This is a genomic window from Hydrogenophaga sp. NFH-34 (assembly GCF_021401345.1).
Lineage (GTDB): Bacteria > Pseudomonadota > Gammaproteobacteria > Burkholderiales > Burkholderiaceae_C > Hydrogenophaga > Hydrogenophaga electricum.
This window is the reverse complement of the sequence record NZ_JACBGE010000004.1, coordinates 186,054-201,910: the sequence shown is the minus strand read 5'-3', so window position 1 is coordinate 201,910 and position 15,857 is coordinate 186,054. Positions and strand designations below refer to the sequence as shown.

16 protein-coding genes and 1 pseudogene are annotated in these 15,857 nt (G+C 68.9%); 5 read left to right on the top strand and 12 right to left on the bottom strand.

Annotated elements, in window-relative coordinates; all coding sequences use genetic code 11:
- The 10 genes from L0977_RS05680 to L0977_RS05635 form a co-directional block, all read right to left on the bottom strand.
- A complete protein-coding gene (locus tag L0977_RS05680; protein ID WP_442786612.1) occupies nucleotides 1–768 on the bottom strand; it encodes an ABC transporter permease in 768 nt (255 codons plus the stop codon).
- A gap of 1 nt (nucleotide 769) precedes the next feature.
- Nucleotides 770–1,738 (bottom strand): ABC transporter ATP-binding protein, encoded by a 969-nt coding sequence (locus L0977_RS05675; protein WP_234263856.1) that lies wholly within the window; start codon nucleotides 1,736–1,738, stop codon nucleotides 770–772.
- A 66-nt stretch (nucleotides 1,739–1,804) separates the two neighbouring features.
- Complete coding sequence (mnhG, locus tag L0977_RS05670; RefSeq protein WP_234263855.1) at nucleotides 1,805–2,161, bottom strand: monovalent cation/H(+) antiporter subunit G; 357 nt, start codon at nucleotides 2,159–2,161, stop codon at nucleotides 1,805–1,807.
- The gene (locus L0977_RS05665) at nucleotides 2,158–2,436 is read right to left on the bottom strand and encodes a K+/H+ antiporter subunit F (RefSeq protein WP_234263854.1); all 279 of its coding nucleotides are present in this window, start codon (nucleotides 2,434–2,436) and stop codon (nucleotides 2,158–2,160) included. Before L0977_RS05665 ends, mnhG begins: the two co-directional genes overlap by 4 nt.
- Nucleotides 2,433–2,921, bottom strand: coding sequence for a Na+/H+ antiporter subunit E (locus L0977_RS05660; RefSeq protein ID WP_234263853.1), 489 nt, complete (start codon nucleotides 2,919–2,921; stop codon nucleotides 2,433–2,435). Before L0977_RS05660 ends, L0977_RS05665 begins: the two co-directional genes overlap by 4 nt.
- Entirely contained in the window at nucleotides 2,918–4,564 is a 1,647-nt protein-coding gene (locus L0977_RS05655) for a monovalent cation/H+ antiporter subunit D (RefSeq protein ID WP_234263851.1), read from the bottom strand. Before L0977_RS05655 ends, L0977_RS05660 begins: the two co-directional genes overlap by 4 nt.
- Entirely contained in the window at nucleotides 4,564–4,908 is a 345-nt protein-coding gene (locus tag L0977_RS05650) for a Na+/H+ antiporter subunit C (protein ID WP_234263850.1), read from the bottom strand. Before L0977_RS05650 ends, L0977_RS05655 begins: the two co-directional genes overlap by 1 nt.
- The gene (locus tag L0977_RS05645) at nucleotides 4,908–7,817 is read right to left on the bottom strand and encodes a monovalent cation/H+ antiporter subunit A (RefSeq protein WP_234263849.1); all 2,910 of its coding nucleotides are present in this window, start codon (nucleotides 7,815–7,817) and stop codon (nucleotides 4,908–4,910) included. The genes L0977_RS05650 and L0977_RS05645 overlap by 1 nt, the downstream gene beginning before the upstream one ends.
- Nucleotides 7,818–7,942: 125 nt before the next feature.
- On the bottom strand, nucleotides 7,943–9,481 hold the full coding sequence (locus L0977_RS05640) for an acetyl-CoA hydrolase/transferase family protein (RefSeq protein WP_267966342.1): 1,539 nt from the start codon (nucleotides 9,479–9,481) through the stop codon (nucleotides 7,943–7,945).
- 125 nt (nucleotides 9,482–9,606) lie between these two features.
- Nucleotides 9,607–10,515 carry a LysR family transcriptional regulator gene (locus L0977_RS05635; RefSeq protein WP_234263848.1) on the bottom strand — a complete coding sequence of 303 codons (909 nt, stop codon included), beginning with the start codon at nucleotides 10,513–10,515 and terminating at the stop codon, nucleotides 9,607–9,609.
- A gap of 111 nt (nucleotides 10,516–10,626) precedes the next feature.
- On the opposite strand from L0977_RS05635, the gene L0977_RS05630 reads away from it, so the two are divergent.
- From L0977_RS05630 to L0977_RS05610, 5 genes are all read left to right on the top strand, one after another.
- Nucleotides 10,627–11,403, top strand: a complete 777-nt coding sequence (locus L0977_RS05630; protein WP_234263846.1) for an SDR family oxidoreductase — start codon at nucleotides 10,627–10,629, stop codon at nucleotides 11,401–11,403.
- A gap of 96 nt (nucleotides 11,404–11,499) precedes the next feature.
- Entirely contained in the window at nucleotides 11,500–11,769 is a 270-nt protein-coding gene (locus tag L0977_RS05625) for a hypothetical protein (RefSeq protein ID WP_234263844.1), read from the top strand.
- Between the two features lie 4 nt (nucleotides 11,770–11,773).
- Entirely contained in the window at nucleotides 11,774–13,561 is a 1,788-nt protein-coding gene (locus L0977_RS05620; RefSeq protein WP_234263843.1) for a monovalent cation:proton antiporter-2 (CPA2) family protein, read from the top strand.
- A 1-nt stretch (nucleotide 13,562) separates the two neighbouring features.
- Nucleotides 13,563–14,120 carry a DUF924 family protein gene (locus L0977_RS05615; protein WP_234263841.1) on the top strand — a complete coding sequence of 186 codons (558 nt, stop codon included), beginning with the start codon at nucleotides 13,563–13,565 and terminating at the stop codon, nucleotides 14,118–14,120.
- A gap of 84 nt (nucleotides 14,121–14,204) precedes the next feature.
- A complete protein-coding gene (locus tag L0977_RS05610; protein WP_234263840.1) occupies nucleotides 14,205–15,299 on the top strand; it encodes a PA0069 family radical SAM protein in 1,095 nt (364 codons plus the stop codon).
- On the opposite strand, the gene L0977_RS25540 is transcribed toward L0977_RS05610, so the two are convergent.
- Both L0977_RS25540 and L0977_RS05600 read right to left on the bottom strand, forming a co-directional pair.
- Nucleotides 15,223–15,528: an oxidoreductase-like domain-containing protein gene (locus L0977_RS25540; protein WP_326491052.1), complete on the bottom strand. Its 306-nt coding sequence runs from the start codon at nucleotides 15,526–15,528 to the stop codon at nucleotides 15,223–15,225. The genes L0977_RS05610 and L0977_RS25540 overlap by 77 nt on opposite strands.
- Before the next feature lie 51 nt (nucleotides 15,529–15,579).
- Nucleotides 15,580–15,813: pseudogene (locus L0977_RS05600) on the bottom strand (DUF1653 domain-containing protein); the annotation flags it as partial.
- Nucleotides 15,814–15,857: the final 44 nt, after the last annotated feature.

The following is a 15,857-nucleotide window of genomic DNA, read 5'->3' as shown; positions in this document are numbered from 1 at the left end:
TCACTGCCGGATGCGTTTGCCGGTCTTGAACACCCACCACACGACGCCCAGGCAGGCGAACATGAACACCAGCGTCATGCCCGTGCTGACGGCGATGTGCACGTCGGCCTGCCCGTAGAAGGCCCAGCGCAGGCCGCTGATGAGGTAGACCACCGGGTTGAACAGCGACACGGTCTGCCAGGGTTCGGGCAGCATGTTGATGCTGTAGAACGCGCCGCCCAGGAAGGTCAGCGGCGTGATGACCAGCAGCGGAATCACCTGCAGCTTCTGAAAGCTGTCGGCCCACAGGCCGATGATGAAACCGAACAGGCAGAACGACACCACGGTCAGCAGCAGGAAGCCCACCATCCACACCGGGTGGGCGATGGAATAGGGCACGAAGCAGCGTGCCGTCAGCAGGATCAGCGTGCCCAGCAGCAGGCTCTTGCTGGCTGCCGCGCCCACGTAGCCCAGCAGCACCTCGACCCAGCCGACCGGCGCTGACAGCAGTTCGTAGATGGTGCCCGACCACTTGGGCATGTAGATGCCGAACGAGGCGTTGGAGATGCTTTCACTCAGCAGCGAGAGCATGAGCAGGCCGGGGATGATGTAGGCACCGTAGTCCACGCCACCGATGTCGCCCATGCGCGAGCCGATGGCCGAGCCAAAGACGATGAAGTACAGCGAGGTGGTGAGCACCGGCGCGATCAGGCTCTGCATCCAGGTGCGGAACGCGCGGTTCATCTCGAAACGGTAGATGGCGCGAACGCCGTGCAGGTTCAGGCGCATTTCAGGCCCCCGCTTTCTGTTCGTGGACCAGGCTGACGAAGATGTCTTCGAGCGAACTTTCGCTGCTGCGCAGGTCCTTGAAGGCGATGCCCTGGGCGCCCAGCGCGGCCAGCAGTTCGGCGATGCCGGTGTCTTCCTGGTGGGCGTCGAAGGTGTAGGTCAGGGTCAGGCCGTCGGGCGCCAGCGTGAGCGGCCAGCGCGAGAGCGCGTCGGGCACCGCGGCCAGCGGTTGCGGCAGCGACAGCGCGAGTTCCTTGCGGCCGAGCTGGCGCATCAGCGTGGTCTTGTCTTCGACCACGATCAGCTCGCCCTTGCGGATCACGCCGATGCGGTCGGCCATGTCTTCGGCTTCTTCGATGTAGTGCGTGGTCAGGATGATGGTGGTGCCGGCCTCGCGCAGTTCGCGCACCAGACGCCACATGTCGTGGCGCAGCTCCACGTCGACGCCCGCGCTGGGTTCGTCGAGGAACAGGATCTGCGGCTCGTGCGACAGCGCCTTGGCGATCAGCACGCGGCGCTTCATGCCGCCCGAGAGCGTCATGATCTTGTTGTCCTTCTTGTCCCAGAGCGACAGGTCTTTCAGGATTTTTTCGATCAGCGCCGGTTGGGGCGCCTGGCCGAACAGGCCGCGGCTGAAGCTGACGGTGGCCCAGACGGTTTCGAAGGCGTCGGTGTGCAACTCCTGCGGCACCAGGCCGATGGCGGCGCGGGCCTGCCGGTAGTCGTGCACGATGTCGAAGCCGGCGGCGTGGATGGTGCCGCTGGTCGGCAGCGTGAGGCCGCAGACGGTGCCGATCAGCGTGGTCTTGCCAGCGCCGTTGGGGCCGAGCAGGGCAAAGATTTCGCCCCGCCGGATGTCCAGGTTGACGTTCTTGAGGGCCTGAAAACCCCCGGGGTAGGTCTTGTGCAGGCCGCGGATCGCAAGGATGGTGCCGTCCGGAGACGGTGCAGAGGCGGGGAGGGACGACATCCTCGCATTCTCACCGAATACTGTTTATGCGTACAGACCGCAGGGTTGATGCGCGGCCCGGGGGCGTCAGCGCGCGGGGGGCTCGGCCGTGGTCGACAGCGGCGGCGGCAGATCGTCCCCGGCACGCCGGCGGCGGAACAGGGCGGCGCGGGCCAGCACGATGGTGGTGACGGGGGCCGTGATCGACAGCACGATGATGATCAGCCACACGTGCAGCGCGAGCCCGGCACCGCGCGTGCTGAAGTGCAGGATGGAGCCAAAGGTGACCAGCCAGGCGGCCAGTGTGGAGGCCAGCGCCGGCGCGTGCATGCGCGAGAAGAAGTCGGGCAGGCGCCACAGGCCCAGCGCGGCGATCAGGACCACGATGCCGCTGCACAGCAGCAGCAGCGCGACGATGATTTCGGGGATCGGCGGCAGGCTCATTCGATCACCTCCCCGCGCAGCAGGAATTTGGCCAGCGCCACCGAGCCGACGAAGCCGAACAGCACCATCAGCAGCGCGCCTTCGAAGTACATGGCGCTGTCGTAGCGGATGGCGAGCACCAGCATGATGAGCATGCCCACCACGTAGAGGAAGTCGAGCGCCAGCACGCGGTCCTGCGCGCTCGGGCCGCGCAGCATGCGCAGCAGCCCGATGCCCATGGACAGCACATAGAGCAGCAAGGTGGCCGTGACGGCCCAGGAGAGCAGGGGGCTCATTCGAAGATCTCCTTGAGCGGGTGCTCGTAGTCGGCCTTGAAGTGCGCGATGAACCGGGCCTCGTCGGCCAGATCGAACACGTGGATCAGCAGGGCGCTGCGGTCGGCGGACAGCTCCGACCACACGGTGCCGGGGATCACGGCCGAAATCATGGCCAGGGCGGCCAGCGCGTGCACGTCGCGCAGCTCCAGCGGCACCGTGACGAAGTGGCCGCGCGGCGGTTGCCGGCGGGCACGCACCACGCCCGCGGCGACGTCGATGGCCGAGCGCACCACGTCGCGGCCGACGCGCAGGATCAGCGCGATCAGCACGCCCCAGCGGCGCAGCGGGCCGGGTGTCGGGCGCAGCGGGCCCATCAGCAGCGGCATGGCCACGGCCACCAGCAGGCCCAGCAGGATCTGGCCCGGGCTGGTGCTGCGCACCAGCAGCAGCCAGCCGGCAAACAGGCCCAGGGACAGCCAGGGCGAAGGGATCAGGCGCTTCATGGGGCGGCTCCGGAGGCGGCCACCGGGTTGGGCACGGGCCAGGTGCCCATCACGGCGTCGATGTACTGCGTGGGGGTGTGCAGGGATTCCGCCGTGGCGCGGGTGTAGCGCAGCACCGCGTCGGCCTGCCAGACCATGGCAATCAGGGCCAGCAGCAGGCCGGCGATCGGCAGGGTCTCGACCACCCGCAGGCGCGGCGCCGGGCGGTCCTGCGTGGTCCAGAAGTGGCGGATGCCCACGCGCATCAGCGCGGTGACGGCAAACAGGCCGGCGACGATCAGCAGGGCGAACAGGGTCCAGGCGGGGGCGGTGCCGATGTCGATCAGCGTACCCAGCATGGCGAGCTTGCCGACGAAGCCCGACAGCGGCGGCAGGCCCGCAATCACCATGGTGCAGATGATGAAGGCCACGCCCAGGAAGGCCAGCGCGGCGGGAATGGCGCGCCCGATCAGGGCTTCCTCGTCGTCGTCGAGGTTGGTGCCGGCCGGCGGCTCGGCGTCGAAGAAGGCGGGCAGGGCGTAGTTGCCGTCGTCCATTTCCGGCGGGTCGGCCTCGACCTCGCGGGCGCGTTCAAGCAGTTCGACCAGCAGGAACAAAGCACAGCCCGCCAGCGTGGAGCTGGCCAGGTAGAACAGGGCACCGCCACTGAGCAGCGGGGTGTCGAAGCCGATGGCGGCGATCAGCGTGCCCGAAGAGGCGATCACGCTGTAGCCGGCCAGGCGCGCCAGTTGCTGCGACGCCAGCATGCCCACGGCACCGAAGGTCAGCGTGGCCAGGCCGCCCCAGATCAGCGCTTCGCCGCCGAAGCCGGCCGAGTCGCCGGCGCTTTCGGGGAAGCACAGCGTCCACAGGCGCAGGATGGCGTAGAAGCCCACCTTGGTCAGGATCGCGAACACGGCCGCCGCCGGTGTGCTGGCGGCGGCATAGGCCGGCGGCAGCCAGAAATTCAGCGGCCACAGCGCCGCCTTGGCCAGGAAGGCGATGGCCAGGATGGCCGCCCCGGCGTGCAGCAGGCCGCGGTCGCTGGCCGGCACCAGGCTGAGTTTCTGCGCCATGTCGGCCATGTTCAGCGTGCCGGTCACGCCGTAGAGCACGGCCACCCCGATGAGGAACAGCAGCGAGGCCATCAGGTTGATGGCGATGTAGTGCAGACCGGTCTTGACACGGGCTGCGCCCCCGCCGTGCAGCAGCAGGCCGTAGCTGGCGGCCAGCAGCACTTCGAAGAACACGAACAGGTTGAACAGGTCGGCGGTCAGGAAGGCGCCGTACAGGCCCATGAGCTGCAGCTGGAACAGCACATGGAAGTACACGCCGGCGTGCTGCCAGCGGGCCAGCGCATAGAGCAGCCCGGCCAGCCCGACCGCACCGGCCAGCACGGCCATCAGGGCCGAGAGCCGGTCGGCCACCAGCACGATGCCGTAGGGCACAGGCCAGTTGCCGGGCAGGTAGATGCCGAAGGCCTCGGGGCCGCCAGCCTGCACGCGCAGCAGCAGCGCGATGGCGATGCACAGGCCGGTGGTCGTGGACAGGGTGTTGACCACGGCCTTGAGCCCGCGCCGGCCTTCGCCGAACATGAGCATCAGGGCTGCCGTGGCCAGCGGCAGCAGCACAGGGGCGACGATGAGGTGGTGGGTCAGGTTCATCAGCGGCGCTCCTCCTGGCCGTCCACGTGGTCGCCGCCGGACAGGCCCCGCAGGGCCAGCAGCACGACCAGGAACAGGGCGGTGGTGGCGAAACCGATCACGATGGCCGTGAGCACCAGCGACTGCGGCAACGGGTCGGTGTAGTTGGTCAGGTTGGCCACCTGGCCCGCGCGCACGATGGGCTCTTCATCGATCGACAGGCTGCCGACGCTGAAGATGAACAGGTTGACGGCGTAGGACAGCAGCGACAGCCCGATCAGCACCTGGAAGGTCCGCGGCCGCAGCACCAGCCAGATGCCGGCGCCGGCCATGACGCCGATGGCGAGGGAGACGATCAGTTCCATCAGAGGGTCTCCTCGGTGTCACCGGCTGCGACGGCCTGGCGGCGGCGCGCACGCAGCGACTGGTGGGCAATGGCGGTGAGCAGCAGCAGGGTCGAGCCCACCACCACGGCGAACACGCCCAAGTCGAAGAAGAACGCGCTGGGCAGGTGCACGTCGCCCACCAGCGGCCAGTGCGCGTGCGCGGTGTGCGTGGTCAGGAACGGGTAGCCCAGGAACAGCGGGCCCAGGCCGGTGGCCAGCGCGAGCAGCAAGCCGAAGGCGATCCAGCGGGGCGGCAGCAGGCGCATGCGTTCTTCCACCCAGCGCGTGCCGCTGACCATGTACTGGGCGATGAAGGCGATGGCCACCACCAGGCCGGCGACAAAGCCGCCGCCCGGCTCGTTGTGGCCGCGCATGAACAGGTGGAAGGCAAACACGCCGGCCACCGGCAGCAGCAGGCGCACCAGCACTGCGGGCACTTCGAGGTAGCGCTGAGGGGTGTCACCCTCGCCCTCGGTGCGGGTCAGCAGATCGCTTTCGGTGTTTTCGGGGGCGGCCCGCTGCTGGGCCGGCTGGTCGATGACCTCGACGGGCGGGCGGAAGCGTCGCAGCAGGGCGTAGACCGTGATGCCCACAATGCCCAGCACGGTGATCTCGCCCAGCGTGTCGAAGGCCCGGAAGTCGACCAGCATCACGTTGACGATGTTGGTGCCGCCACCGAGCGGCAGCGCGTTTTCGATGAAGTAGGGCGAGATCGACAGCGGGGCGGTGCGCGTGAGCAGCGCGTAGGACAGCGCGGCCAGGCCCATGCCGACCAGCACCGCGATCAGCAGGTCGCGCCGGCGGCGCCACCAGATGAGGGAGGTGAACGGCAGCTCGTCCCGCTCGATGCGCTTGGGCATCCAGCGCAGGCCCAGCAGGAACAGCACCATGGTCACGACCTCGACCGAGAGCTGGGTGAGGGCCAGGTCGGGCGCGGAGAACCAGGCGAAGGTGATGCACAGCGCCAGCCCGACCACGCTGAGCATGATCAGGGCCGCGAGCCGGTGGAACTTGGCCTGCACGGCCGCGCCGATGGCACAGGCCCCGGCGATCACCCACAGCGCCACGAACTCCGGCGTCGCCGGCACCCGGGCGCGGTCGCCCCAGGTGAGGGGCACGATCAGGGCCGAGCCGACCCCGGCGAGCAGCGCGATGACCACCATGGCCGCGAGTTGTGGCTGCAGCCGGCGGGTGCCCGTGCGGCGCAGCAGGCGGCGGGCGCCGTCGGTGATCAGTGCCAGCGTGATCTCGAACAGGTGTTTGCCGTTGAACCAGCGCAGGCCGGGCGCCCAGCGGGCACGCCGGGACTTGAAGCGCTTGGCAAAGAGCAAGTAGGCCACCAGGCCACCGGCCGTGGCCACCAGGCTCATCACCAGCGGGGTGTTGAAGCCGTGCCAGACCGCCAGGCTGTATTCGGGCAGCGGGCCGCCCACCACCGGCTGCGCGGCCGTGGCCAGCAGCGGGCCGATGGACCAGGCCGGCAAGGTGCCGACCACGATGCAGGCCAGCACCAGCAGTTCGACCGGCACGCGCATCCAGTGCGTGGGCTCGTGCGGCACGCGGGGGCAGTCGGGCGGCGCGCCGAAGAACACGTCGTGCCCGAATCGCAGCGAATAGACCACGGCGAAGATGCCGGCCAGCGTGGCCAGGGCCGGCAGGCCGTATTCGATGGCCGGACTGGCGTGCACGAACACGGTCTCGGCGAAGAACATTTCCTTGGAGAGGAAGCCGTTGAGCAGCGGCACGCCGGCCATCGCCGCGCAGGCCACGATGGCCAGCGTGCCGGTGATCGGCATCGACTTGAACAGGCCGTCGAGCCGGCGCATGTCGCGCGTGCCGGTTTCGTGGTCGATGATGCCCACCGACATGAACAGCGAGGCCTTGAAGGTCGCGTGATTCATCATGTGGAAGACGGCGGCCACCGCGGCCAGCGGGCTGTTCATGCCCAGCAGCAGGGTGATCAGACCCAGGTGGCTGATGGTCGAATACGCCAGCAGGCCCTTGAGGTCGTTCTGGAACATGGCCGCGTAGGCGCCGAGCAGCAGGGTGGTCAGGCCGGCGCCGCCGACGATCCAGAACCACATGTCGGAGCCGGCCAGCGCGGGCCACAGGCGCGCCAGCAGAAACACACCGGCCTTGACCATGGTGGCCGAGTGCAGGTAGGCCGACACGGGCGTGGGCGCTGCCATGGCGTGCGGCAGCCAGAAATGGAAGGGGAACTGCGCACTCTTGGTCAGCGCACCCAGCAGGATCAGCGCCAGCGCCACCGGGTACAGCGCATGGGCGCGGATCTGCGCGCCGGCGGCCAGCACCTGGTCGAGCTCCAGGCTGCCGACGATGTGGCCCAGCAGCAGCACGCCGGCCAGCAGGCACAGGCCGCCGGTGGCGGTGACGGTGAAGGCCATGCGCGCACCGCGCCGGGCTTCCTTGCGGTGGGTCCAGTAACCGATGAGCAGGAACGAGAAGACGCTGGTGAGTTCCCAGAACACCACCAACTGCACCAGGTTGCCCGAGAGCACCACGCCGAGCATGGCGCCCATGAACCCGAGCAGCAGCGAATAGAAACGCGCGGCCGGGTCTTCGGGCGACAGGTAGTAGCGCGCGTAGATGATCACCAGCAGGCCCATGCCGCTGACCAGCATGGCGAACATCCAGGCAAAGCCGTCGATGCGCACGACCAGGTCCAGGCCCAGGCTGGGCAGCCAGGTCAGGCGCTCACTGATCACGCCAGCGGCCGACACCTCGGGATACAGCAGCGCCAGTGGCAATGCCACTCCCAATGCCACGGCTCCCGACCACAGCGACTCCAGGTTGCGGGCGTTTGTGGGCAGCAGCGCGGCGACCGCGCTGCCGACAAAAGGCAGCAGGAGCAACAGGAACAGGGACATGTGGCTGAGTTTAGAGGACGTTTCCAGCCATCTGGACGGGAAGAACCGTTCGGGAAAACCGAAATTTCCCGAACGGGCCTTCTGCGGCGGCCAGCGCGTTGATCCCGGCGCCGCGGTGAAGGGGGTCAGCCGGCGCGCATGTCGCCCGCGCGCTCGTAGCGCTCGTGCCAGGCCAGCGCTTCGGGCAGCACGTGGGGCGTGTGCAGCCCGCCGAAACCGCTGCGGGCCACGGCTTCGGCGCGTTCGAGGTAGTCGGTGAGCGCGTCGCGGTAGTCCGGGTGGGCGCAGCGCTCGATGATCAGGCGGGCGCGCTGGCGGGGTGCCAGGCCGCGCAGGTCGGCCAGACCCTGTTCGGTGACGATGACCTGCACGTCGTGTTCGGTGTGGTCCACGTGGCTGGCCATGGGCACGATGCAGGAGATCTTGCCGCCCTTGGCCACCGAGCCGGTCATGAAGATGGAGAGGTAGGCGTTGCGTGCGAAGTCGCCCGAGCCGCCGATGCCGTTCATGATGCGCGTGCCCATCAGGTGGGTGGAATTCACGTGGCCGTAGATGTCGGCCTCGATCATGCCGTTCATGGCGATGATGCCCAGCCGGCGGATCACCTCGGGGTGGTTGCTGATCTCCTGCGGGCGCAGCACGATGCGCTGGCGGTAGAAATCCAGGTTGTCCATGAATTCCTTGATGCCGTCCGGGCTGAGTGAGAGCGCCGTGGCCGAGGCCATGGCCATCTTGCCGGACTTGAGCATCTCCAGCATGCCGTCCTGCAGCACCTCGGTGTAGGCGGTCAGGCCGGTGTAGGGGCCGTTGTTGAGCCCGGCCATCACCGCGTTGGCGGTGTTGCCCACGCCCGACTGCAGGGGCAGCAGTTCAGGGGGCAGGCGGCCCTGCTTCACCTCGTGGCCCAGGAAGTGAATGATGTGCTCGGCGATGCGCTGCGACACGGCGTCGGGCGGCGAGAACGGCGTGACGCGGTCGGAAGCGTTGGTTTCCACCACCGCGACCACCTTGGACGGGTCCACGTGCAGATAGGCTTCGCCGATGCGGTCGCCGGGGTGCAGCAGCGGAATGGGCTTGCGGTGCGGCGGCAGTGCGGTGCCGTAATAGACGTCGTGCATGCCCTCCAGCGCGGTCGGATGCCAGTGGTTGACCTCCAGGATCACGCGGTCGGCCTGGTCCAGCCAGGTCTTGTTGTTGCCGATCGACGAGGTGGGCACGAGGCGGCCGTCCGGCAGGATGCCGGCCACTTCCACCACCGCCACGTTGAGCTTGCCCAGGAAGCCGAACCAGACGAACTGCGCCACGTGCGAAAGGTGGATGTCGATGTATTCCATCTCGCCGGCGTTGATGCGCTGGCGGCAGGTCGGGTCGGACTGGTAGGGCAGGCGCATCTCGATGCCGCCCACCTTGGCCAGCGCGCCGTCCAGCTCGGGCGCGGTCGAGGCACCGGTCCAGACGCCGATGCGGAACGGGTCGCCGCCGGCGGCGTTCTGCCGTTCGATGTGGCGCGCCAGCGCGGCCGGCACCACCTTGGGATAGCCGGCGCCGGTGAAGCCGCTCATGCCGACGTTGTCGCCATGGCGGATCAGGGCCGCCGCCTCGTCGGCCGACATGAGTTTGGCTTGCAGGCCTGGGTGCTGGATGCGGGAAAGGGAATGCTTCAAGCGGGTCTCCGGATCGTGGGCAGGGCGGCTCAGACCCCGTCCGGCAGGCCGGTGCGGGCCCGGGGCGGGTGATCTAAGGGAAAACCCTAATTTTCGCTGCTCAGAAGGGCCGGATTTCTGGCTTGTCACATAGGCGACAAAAGATGGGGGTGAAGCAGGGCCTCCATCCAGTGCACGAAGGTCTGCAGCCGGCGCGAGAGGTGGCGCCGGTGCGGGTAGACCAGGTGCACCGGCATGGGGGCCGGCTGGGCGTCGGGCATCACCGCCACCAGCCGGCCGTCCGCGATCAGGTGTGCCACGTCGTAGGCCGGAATCTGGATCAGGCCCAGCCCGGCCAGCGCGCAGGCGATGTAGGTTTCGGCGTTGTTGGCGCTCACCCGGCTGGGCACTTTCCGGGTGCTGGTCTTGCCCTGCGCCAGCCATTCCCACGGAGCGGGGCGGTTGCTGGCCGGCGGCACATAGTCCACGGCCCAGTGGTGGTCGAGATCTTGCGGCTGAGCGGGCGTGCCGTGCCGGGCCAGGTAGTCGGGGCTGGCGCAGTTGATCAGGGCCAGCTGTCCCAGCGGGCGCGCGACCAGGCTGCTGGGCGCCAGCGTGCCGATGCGCAGCGCGCAGTCCACGCCTTCCTGCACCAGGTCGATGGTCCGGTCGCTCGACCCCAGGTCGAGCTGCAGCGCGGGATGTTCGGCCAGAAAGGCCGGCAGGGCGGGCGCGACCAGTCGCCGGGCAATGCGGCTGGGCAGATCGACCCGCAGGCGGCCGCTCAGCGAACCGGCCGAAGGGCGGAACTGGCGTTCCAGCTCGGCCATGTCGGCGATCAGCGTGCGGGCCCTCTCCAGCAGGGCCTGGCCATCCTGGGTGAGGCTGACGCGCCGGGTCGTGCGGTGCAGCAGGCGCGCACCGAGCCGGGTTTCCAACTGCTGCAGCGCCACCGACAGGGTGGCGCGCGGCAGGTTCAGCTGTTCGGCGGCCTGGGTGAAGCTGCCGCAGTCCGCGATGCGCACGAAGATGCCGAGGTGGTCGATGCGGTCCATGCCTATTGTTTGAATTTTTTGAAAGGTAATTTATTGAATGGCTGATTTATTTTATTTTTAACCATCAATAAGCTGCAAACCCTCTGAGTTCTTCGTTTCAGGAGTTTTTGCATGTCTTCATTGCACAGCATCCAGGGCAAGGTCGCCCTCATCGCCGGTGGCGCCAAGAACCTGGGCGGGCTGATCGCCCGCGATCTGGTGCAGCACGGCGCCCAGGCCGTTGCCATCCACTACAACAGCGCCGCCAGCCGGGCCGATGCCGAACAGACGGTGGCCGCCCTGCGGCAGGCCGGCGCTGTGGCGGTAGCGCTCCAGGGGGATCTGACCAGCGCCGCGGCGGTGGAAAAGCTCTTTGCCGACACGCTGGAAGCGGTGGGCCGGCCCCACATCGCCATCAACACCGTGGGCAAGGTGCTCAAGAAGCCGATCCTGGAGATCAGCGAGGCCGAGTACGACGCCATGAGCGACATCAACGCCAAAGCGGCGTTTTTCTTCCTCAAGGAGGCGGGGCGCCACGTCCAGGACCACGGCAAGATCGTCACGCTGGTCAGTTCGTTGCTGGGGGCGTTCACACCGTTTTACGCTTCCTACGCGGGCACCAAGGCGCCGGTGGAGCACTTCACGCGGGCCGCGGCCAAGGAATTCGGCGCGCGCGGCATTTCGGTCACGGCCGTGGGGCCGGGCCCGATGGACACCCCGTTCTTCTACGGCCAGGAAGGGGTCGACGCGGTCGCCTACCACCGGACCGCCGCCGCGCTCTCGCCCTTCAGCCAGACCGGGCTGACCGATATCGAGGACGTGGTGCCCTTCATCCGGCACCTGGTCAGCGATGGCTGGTGGATCACCGGCCAGACCATCCTCATCAACGGTGGCTACACCACCAAGTGAGGGTGCTGGTGGCATGGCCGCAGTGCCGGGTGCGCCGGCATGCCATTTGCGTCACACTGGCGCACCGATGCTGTTTTGTTCACGAGGAGATGCGTCATGCACATGGCCATGGTGATGGGGGCCGGCGTTCTGCTGCTGGTGGTGTTCGTGCTGTTCGGCTGGCTCTGGGGCGCCAGCGCCGCGGGCATGGCGCTGGCCGCCAAGGTGTTTGTGCCGGTCTGGCTGCTGGTCGCGCTGACCAATATGTGGGTCGGCGTCACCCACGCGGGCTACACCGTGCGCCAGGAGGCGCCGATCCTGCTGCTGGTGTTTGCCGTGCCGGCCGTGGTGGCCGCTGTGGTGGCGTGGCAACTCTCGCGTGCCTGAAGTCATGGCAGCGGAAGCCGGTTCGGGCAGCCTGATCCAGGTGGTGAGTCTGCTGGGCGCGGCCGTCGTGGCCGTGCCGCTGTTCAAGCGCCTGGGCCTGGGCTCGGTGCTGGGTTACCTGGCCGCGGGCCTGGCCATCGGCCCGTTCGGGGCTGGTCTGTTCACCGATCCGCAGAGCATCCTGCACACCGCCGAGCTCGGGGTGGTGATGTTCCTGTTCGTGATCGGGCTGGAGATGCGGCCTTCGCACCTGTGGAACCTGCGCCGCTCGATTTTCGGGCTGGGCAGCCTGCAGGTGGTGGTGTGCGGTGCGCTGCTCACGCTGGTGGGGGTGGCGTTCGGCTTTTCGTGGCCGGTGTCCTTCATCAGCGCCATGGGCTTCGTGCTCACGTCCACCGCCATCGTGATGCAGTTGCTGGGCGAGCGTGGCGACTTGGCCGCGCCGCGCGGGCAGAAGATCGTCGCCATCCTGCTGTTCGAGGATCTGCTGATCGTGCCGCTGCTGGCGCTGGTGGCCTTCATGGCGCCACCCGCCGTGGGCGAGGTGGCGGCCTCGGCCGGGGCGCGCTGGACGGCGGTGGGCATGGCCCTGGCCGCCATCGGCGTGCTGGTGGCCGCCGGCCTGTGGCTGCTCAACCCCCTGTTCCGTGCGCTGGCCAATGCCAAGGCGCGCGAGGTCATGACCGCCGCCGCGCTGCTGGTGGTGCTGGGGGCGGCGCTGTTGATGCAGTTGGGTGGGCTGTCCATGGCCATGGGCGCCTTCCTGGCCGGGGTGCTGCTGTCGGAGTCGACCTTCCGCCACCAGCTGGAGGCCGACATCGAACCCTTCCGCGGCCTGCTGCTGGGCCTGTTTTTCCTGGGCGTGGGCATGTCGCTCGACCTCGCGGTGGTGGCGCGCAACGGGCCGCTCATCGTTTCGGGCGTGCTGGCGCTGATGGCTGTCAAGGCGCTGTGCATCTATGGCGTGGCGCGGCTGGCCAGGAGCTCGCACACCGACGCGCTGGACCGCGCGGTGCTGATGGCCCAGGGTGGCGAATTCGCCTTCGTGCTGTTCGCGGCGGCGCTGGCGGCCCGGGTGATCGATCCGGTGGTCAACGCCAACATGACGGCCATCGTGGTGCTGTCGATGGCGCTCACGCCGCTGACCGTGCTGCTGCACAAACGTTTTGCCCGCCAGACCGCGGTGTCGATGGACGGCGTGGAAGCGGTGGGCGAGCACACGGCCAGCGTGCTCATCGTCGGCTTCGGCCGCGTCGGCCAGATCGCGAGCCAGGGTGTGCTGGCGCGCGGGGCCTCGCTGACCATCATCGACAACGACACCCAGGTCATCCGCGACGCGCAGTCCTACGGTTTCAAGGTCTATTACGGCGACGGCAGCCGGCCCGACGTGCTGCACGCGGCCGGGGCGCATGCGGCCAGCGCGGTGCTGGTGTGCATCAACGACCGGGCCGCCGCCACGCTGATTGCCGAGATCGCCAAGGAAGCCTGCCCGCAGGCCCGCGTGCTGGTGCGCGCCTTCGACCGCGAGCACGCGATCGAGCTGGCCAAGGCAGGCGCCGATTTCTTCGTGCGCGAGACCTTCGAGTCGGCCATGCTGCTGGGGCGCGAGGCGGTGATCGCCACCGGCGCCAGCGCCGAAGAGGCCGACGAGGTCATGGCCGAGGTGCGCCGCCGCGACGCGGGCCGCTTCGACCTGGAACTGGCCGGCGGCCTGTTTGCCGGTCGGGCCCTGGTGCTGCGCAACATGACGGACAAGGCCGCGCCTGCGGATGCCGCTCAGGCGGCCCACTGACATGACGGAAATGCCCGTGCCCGACGAGGCCCAACGCGTGGTGGACTACTGGCGCGACGCCGGTGAAGAGGGCCAGTGGTTCCGCCACGACCCGGCCTTCGACCGCGACTTCCGCGAGCGCTTCCTGGCGCTGCACGAGGCCGCCGCGCGCGGCGAGCGGGATGGCTGGGCCGTCACACCGACCGGCCTGCTGGCGCTGCTGATCCTGCTGGACCAGTTTCCGCGCAACGCCTTCCGCGGCACGGCGCGCATGTACGCCACCGATGCGCGGGCCCGCCACTGGGCGCGCCAGGCGCAGGCGGTGGGCGCCATGGACGGGGTTGAACCGGCGCTGCAACTGTTCTTCTGCCTGCCGTTTGCGCATTCCGAAGACCTGGCCGACCAGGACCTGTCGGTGGAACTCAACCAGCGGCTTGGGTCCGAAGCCCGCCGCCATGCCGAAGGCCACCGCGACATCGTGCGGCGCTTCGGCCGCTTTCCGCACCGCAACCCGCTGCTGGGGCGGGAGACCACCGAAGCAGAAGCCGCGTTCCTGCGCGCCGGGGGCTTTGCGGGTTGAACGCAGGGGCCGGCACCATGGCCCCCGTGGGGGCTTTGTTCCGGATGGCCAAAGCTGTTTATACTGTTTTTTTAAACAGTATTTATGGCCGAATACCGCATTCCACCGCAGGCGATCAAGGGCCGGGGCCTGGCTTGGCACCAGCCGCACCGGTTCGAGCGCGAGGCCCGGAATGCGTTTGACGACGGCTGGGGCGGCGCGGACGGTGAGGGCGCCGCCTTCGCCGAAGTGCCGCCGCCGGCCACGCAGGTGACCTGGGAAACTGCCCGCAGCGCCATCGCCCGCAACGAGTCGCCCGACATCGGCTTCACCTACGGCCTCAACCCCTACCGCGGCTGCGAGCACGGTTGCATCTACTGCTACGCGCGCCCCAGTCACAGCTACCTGAACCTGTCGCCGGGGCTGGATTTTGAAACGCGCATCATTGCCAAACACGGGCTGGCGGAACGCCTGCGCGACGAATTGCTGGCACCCCGCTACGTGCCCGAACGCCTGGCCGTGGGCACCGTGACCGATGCCTACCAGCCGGTGGAGCGCGAACTGCGGCTGACCCGCGCCGCGCTGTCGGTCCTGCACGCGGCCAGCCATCCGCTGGCCATGGTGACCAAGGGCAGCGGGGTCGAGCGCGATCTGGACCTGCTTGCCCCGATGGGGCAGCAGCGGCTGGCGGCGGTGTACGTCACCATCACCACGCTCGATGCGGCGCTGGCCCGCCGGCTGGAGCCGCGTGCCGCCGCACCGCACCGGCGCCTGCGCACCATCCGCACGCTGGCCGACGCCGGGGTGCCGGTGGGGGTGAGCGTCTCGCCACAGATTCCCTTCCTCAACGACGACATGGAGCAGGTGCTCGAAGCCGCGGCCGATGCCGGTGCGCGCGCGGCCTTCTACCAGGTGCTGCGCCTGCCCTGGGAACTGGCGCCGATGTTCCGCGACTGGCTGGCGCTGCATTACCCGGACCGTGCCGCGCGCGTGATGGCGCGCATGCACGACCTGCGCGGCGGCAAGGACTACGACGCCGATTTCGCCACGCGCATGAAGGGGCAGGGCGTGTGGGCCGACCTGCTGCGCCAGCGCTTCGCCAAGGCCTGCGCGCGCCTGGGCCTCAACCGCGATAGCGAACCGCTGGACCTGAGCCGCTTCCGGCCGGCGGCGCTGCGGGGGCAGGCCGATCTGTTCTGAGCGGGTGTGCCGCTATGTCCGCGGCGGCCGCATGGTCCGCCCGGTCGCCGTGCGCGGTCAGCAGGGCGCAGGCGTCGTCGCGCCAGTGGTGGATGGCGGTGTAGAAGCCTTCCCACACGCAACCGTTGCAGCCGCGGCCGCAGCAGGTGGTGGGCTCGGGCGGTGGCCGGCGCAGCGCGGTGTCCAGATCCAGGCCGCGCTGGTGGGCCTGGGCACGCAGGTGGGCCACCACGGCGCGGGCGGTGGGCAGGTCGGCCAGCAGCAGACCGGCCGGGTCGCGGCGCACGAAACGGGGCTGGGCGCGGCCTTCGAAGACGCCGCTTTCACCGAACATGGCGGCCGGCCGCACCCAGAGCCCGAAGCCGCCATAGAGCGCGCGGTACAGCGTCATGCCCTGCAGGGTTTCGCTGCAGCGCACGGTGTCGAGCACCTCGTACCAGCCGCCCTTGTAATGGCGGTACAGGCCGGGCGGGGTGGGCAGCAGCGGGGGCAAATCCGTGTCGGAGGCGCTCATTTCGGTGATCCGGGGGGCTGCGTCCGGCGCGGGGGATTTTGTCC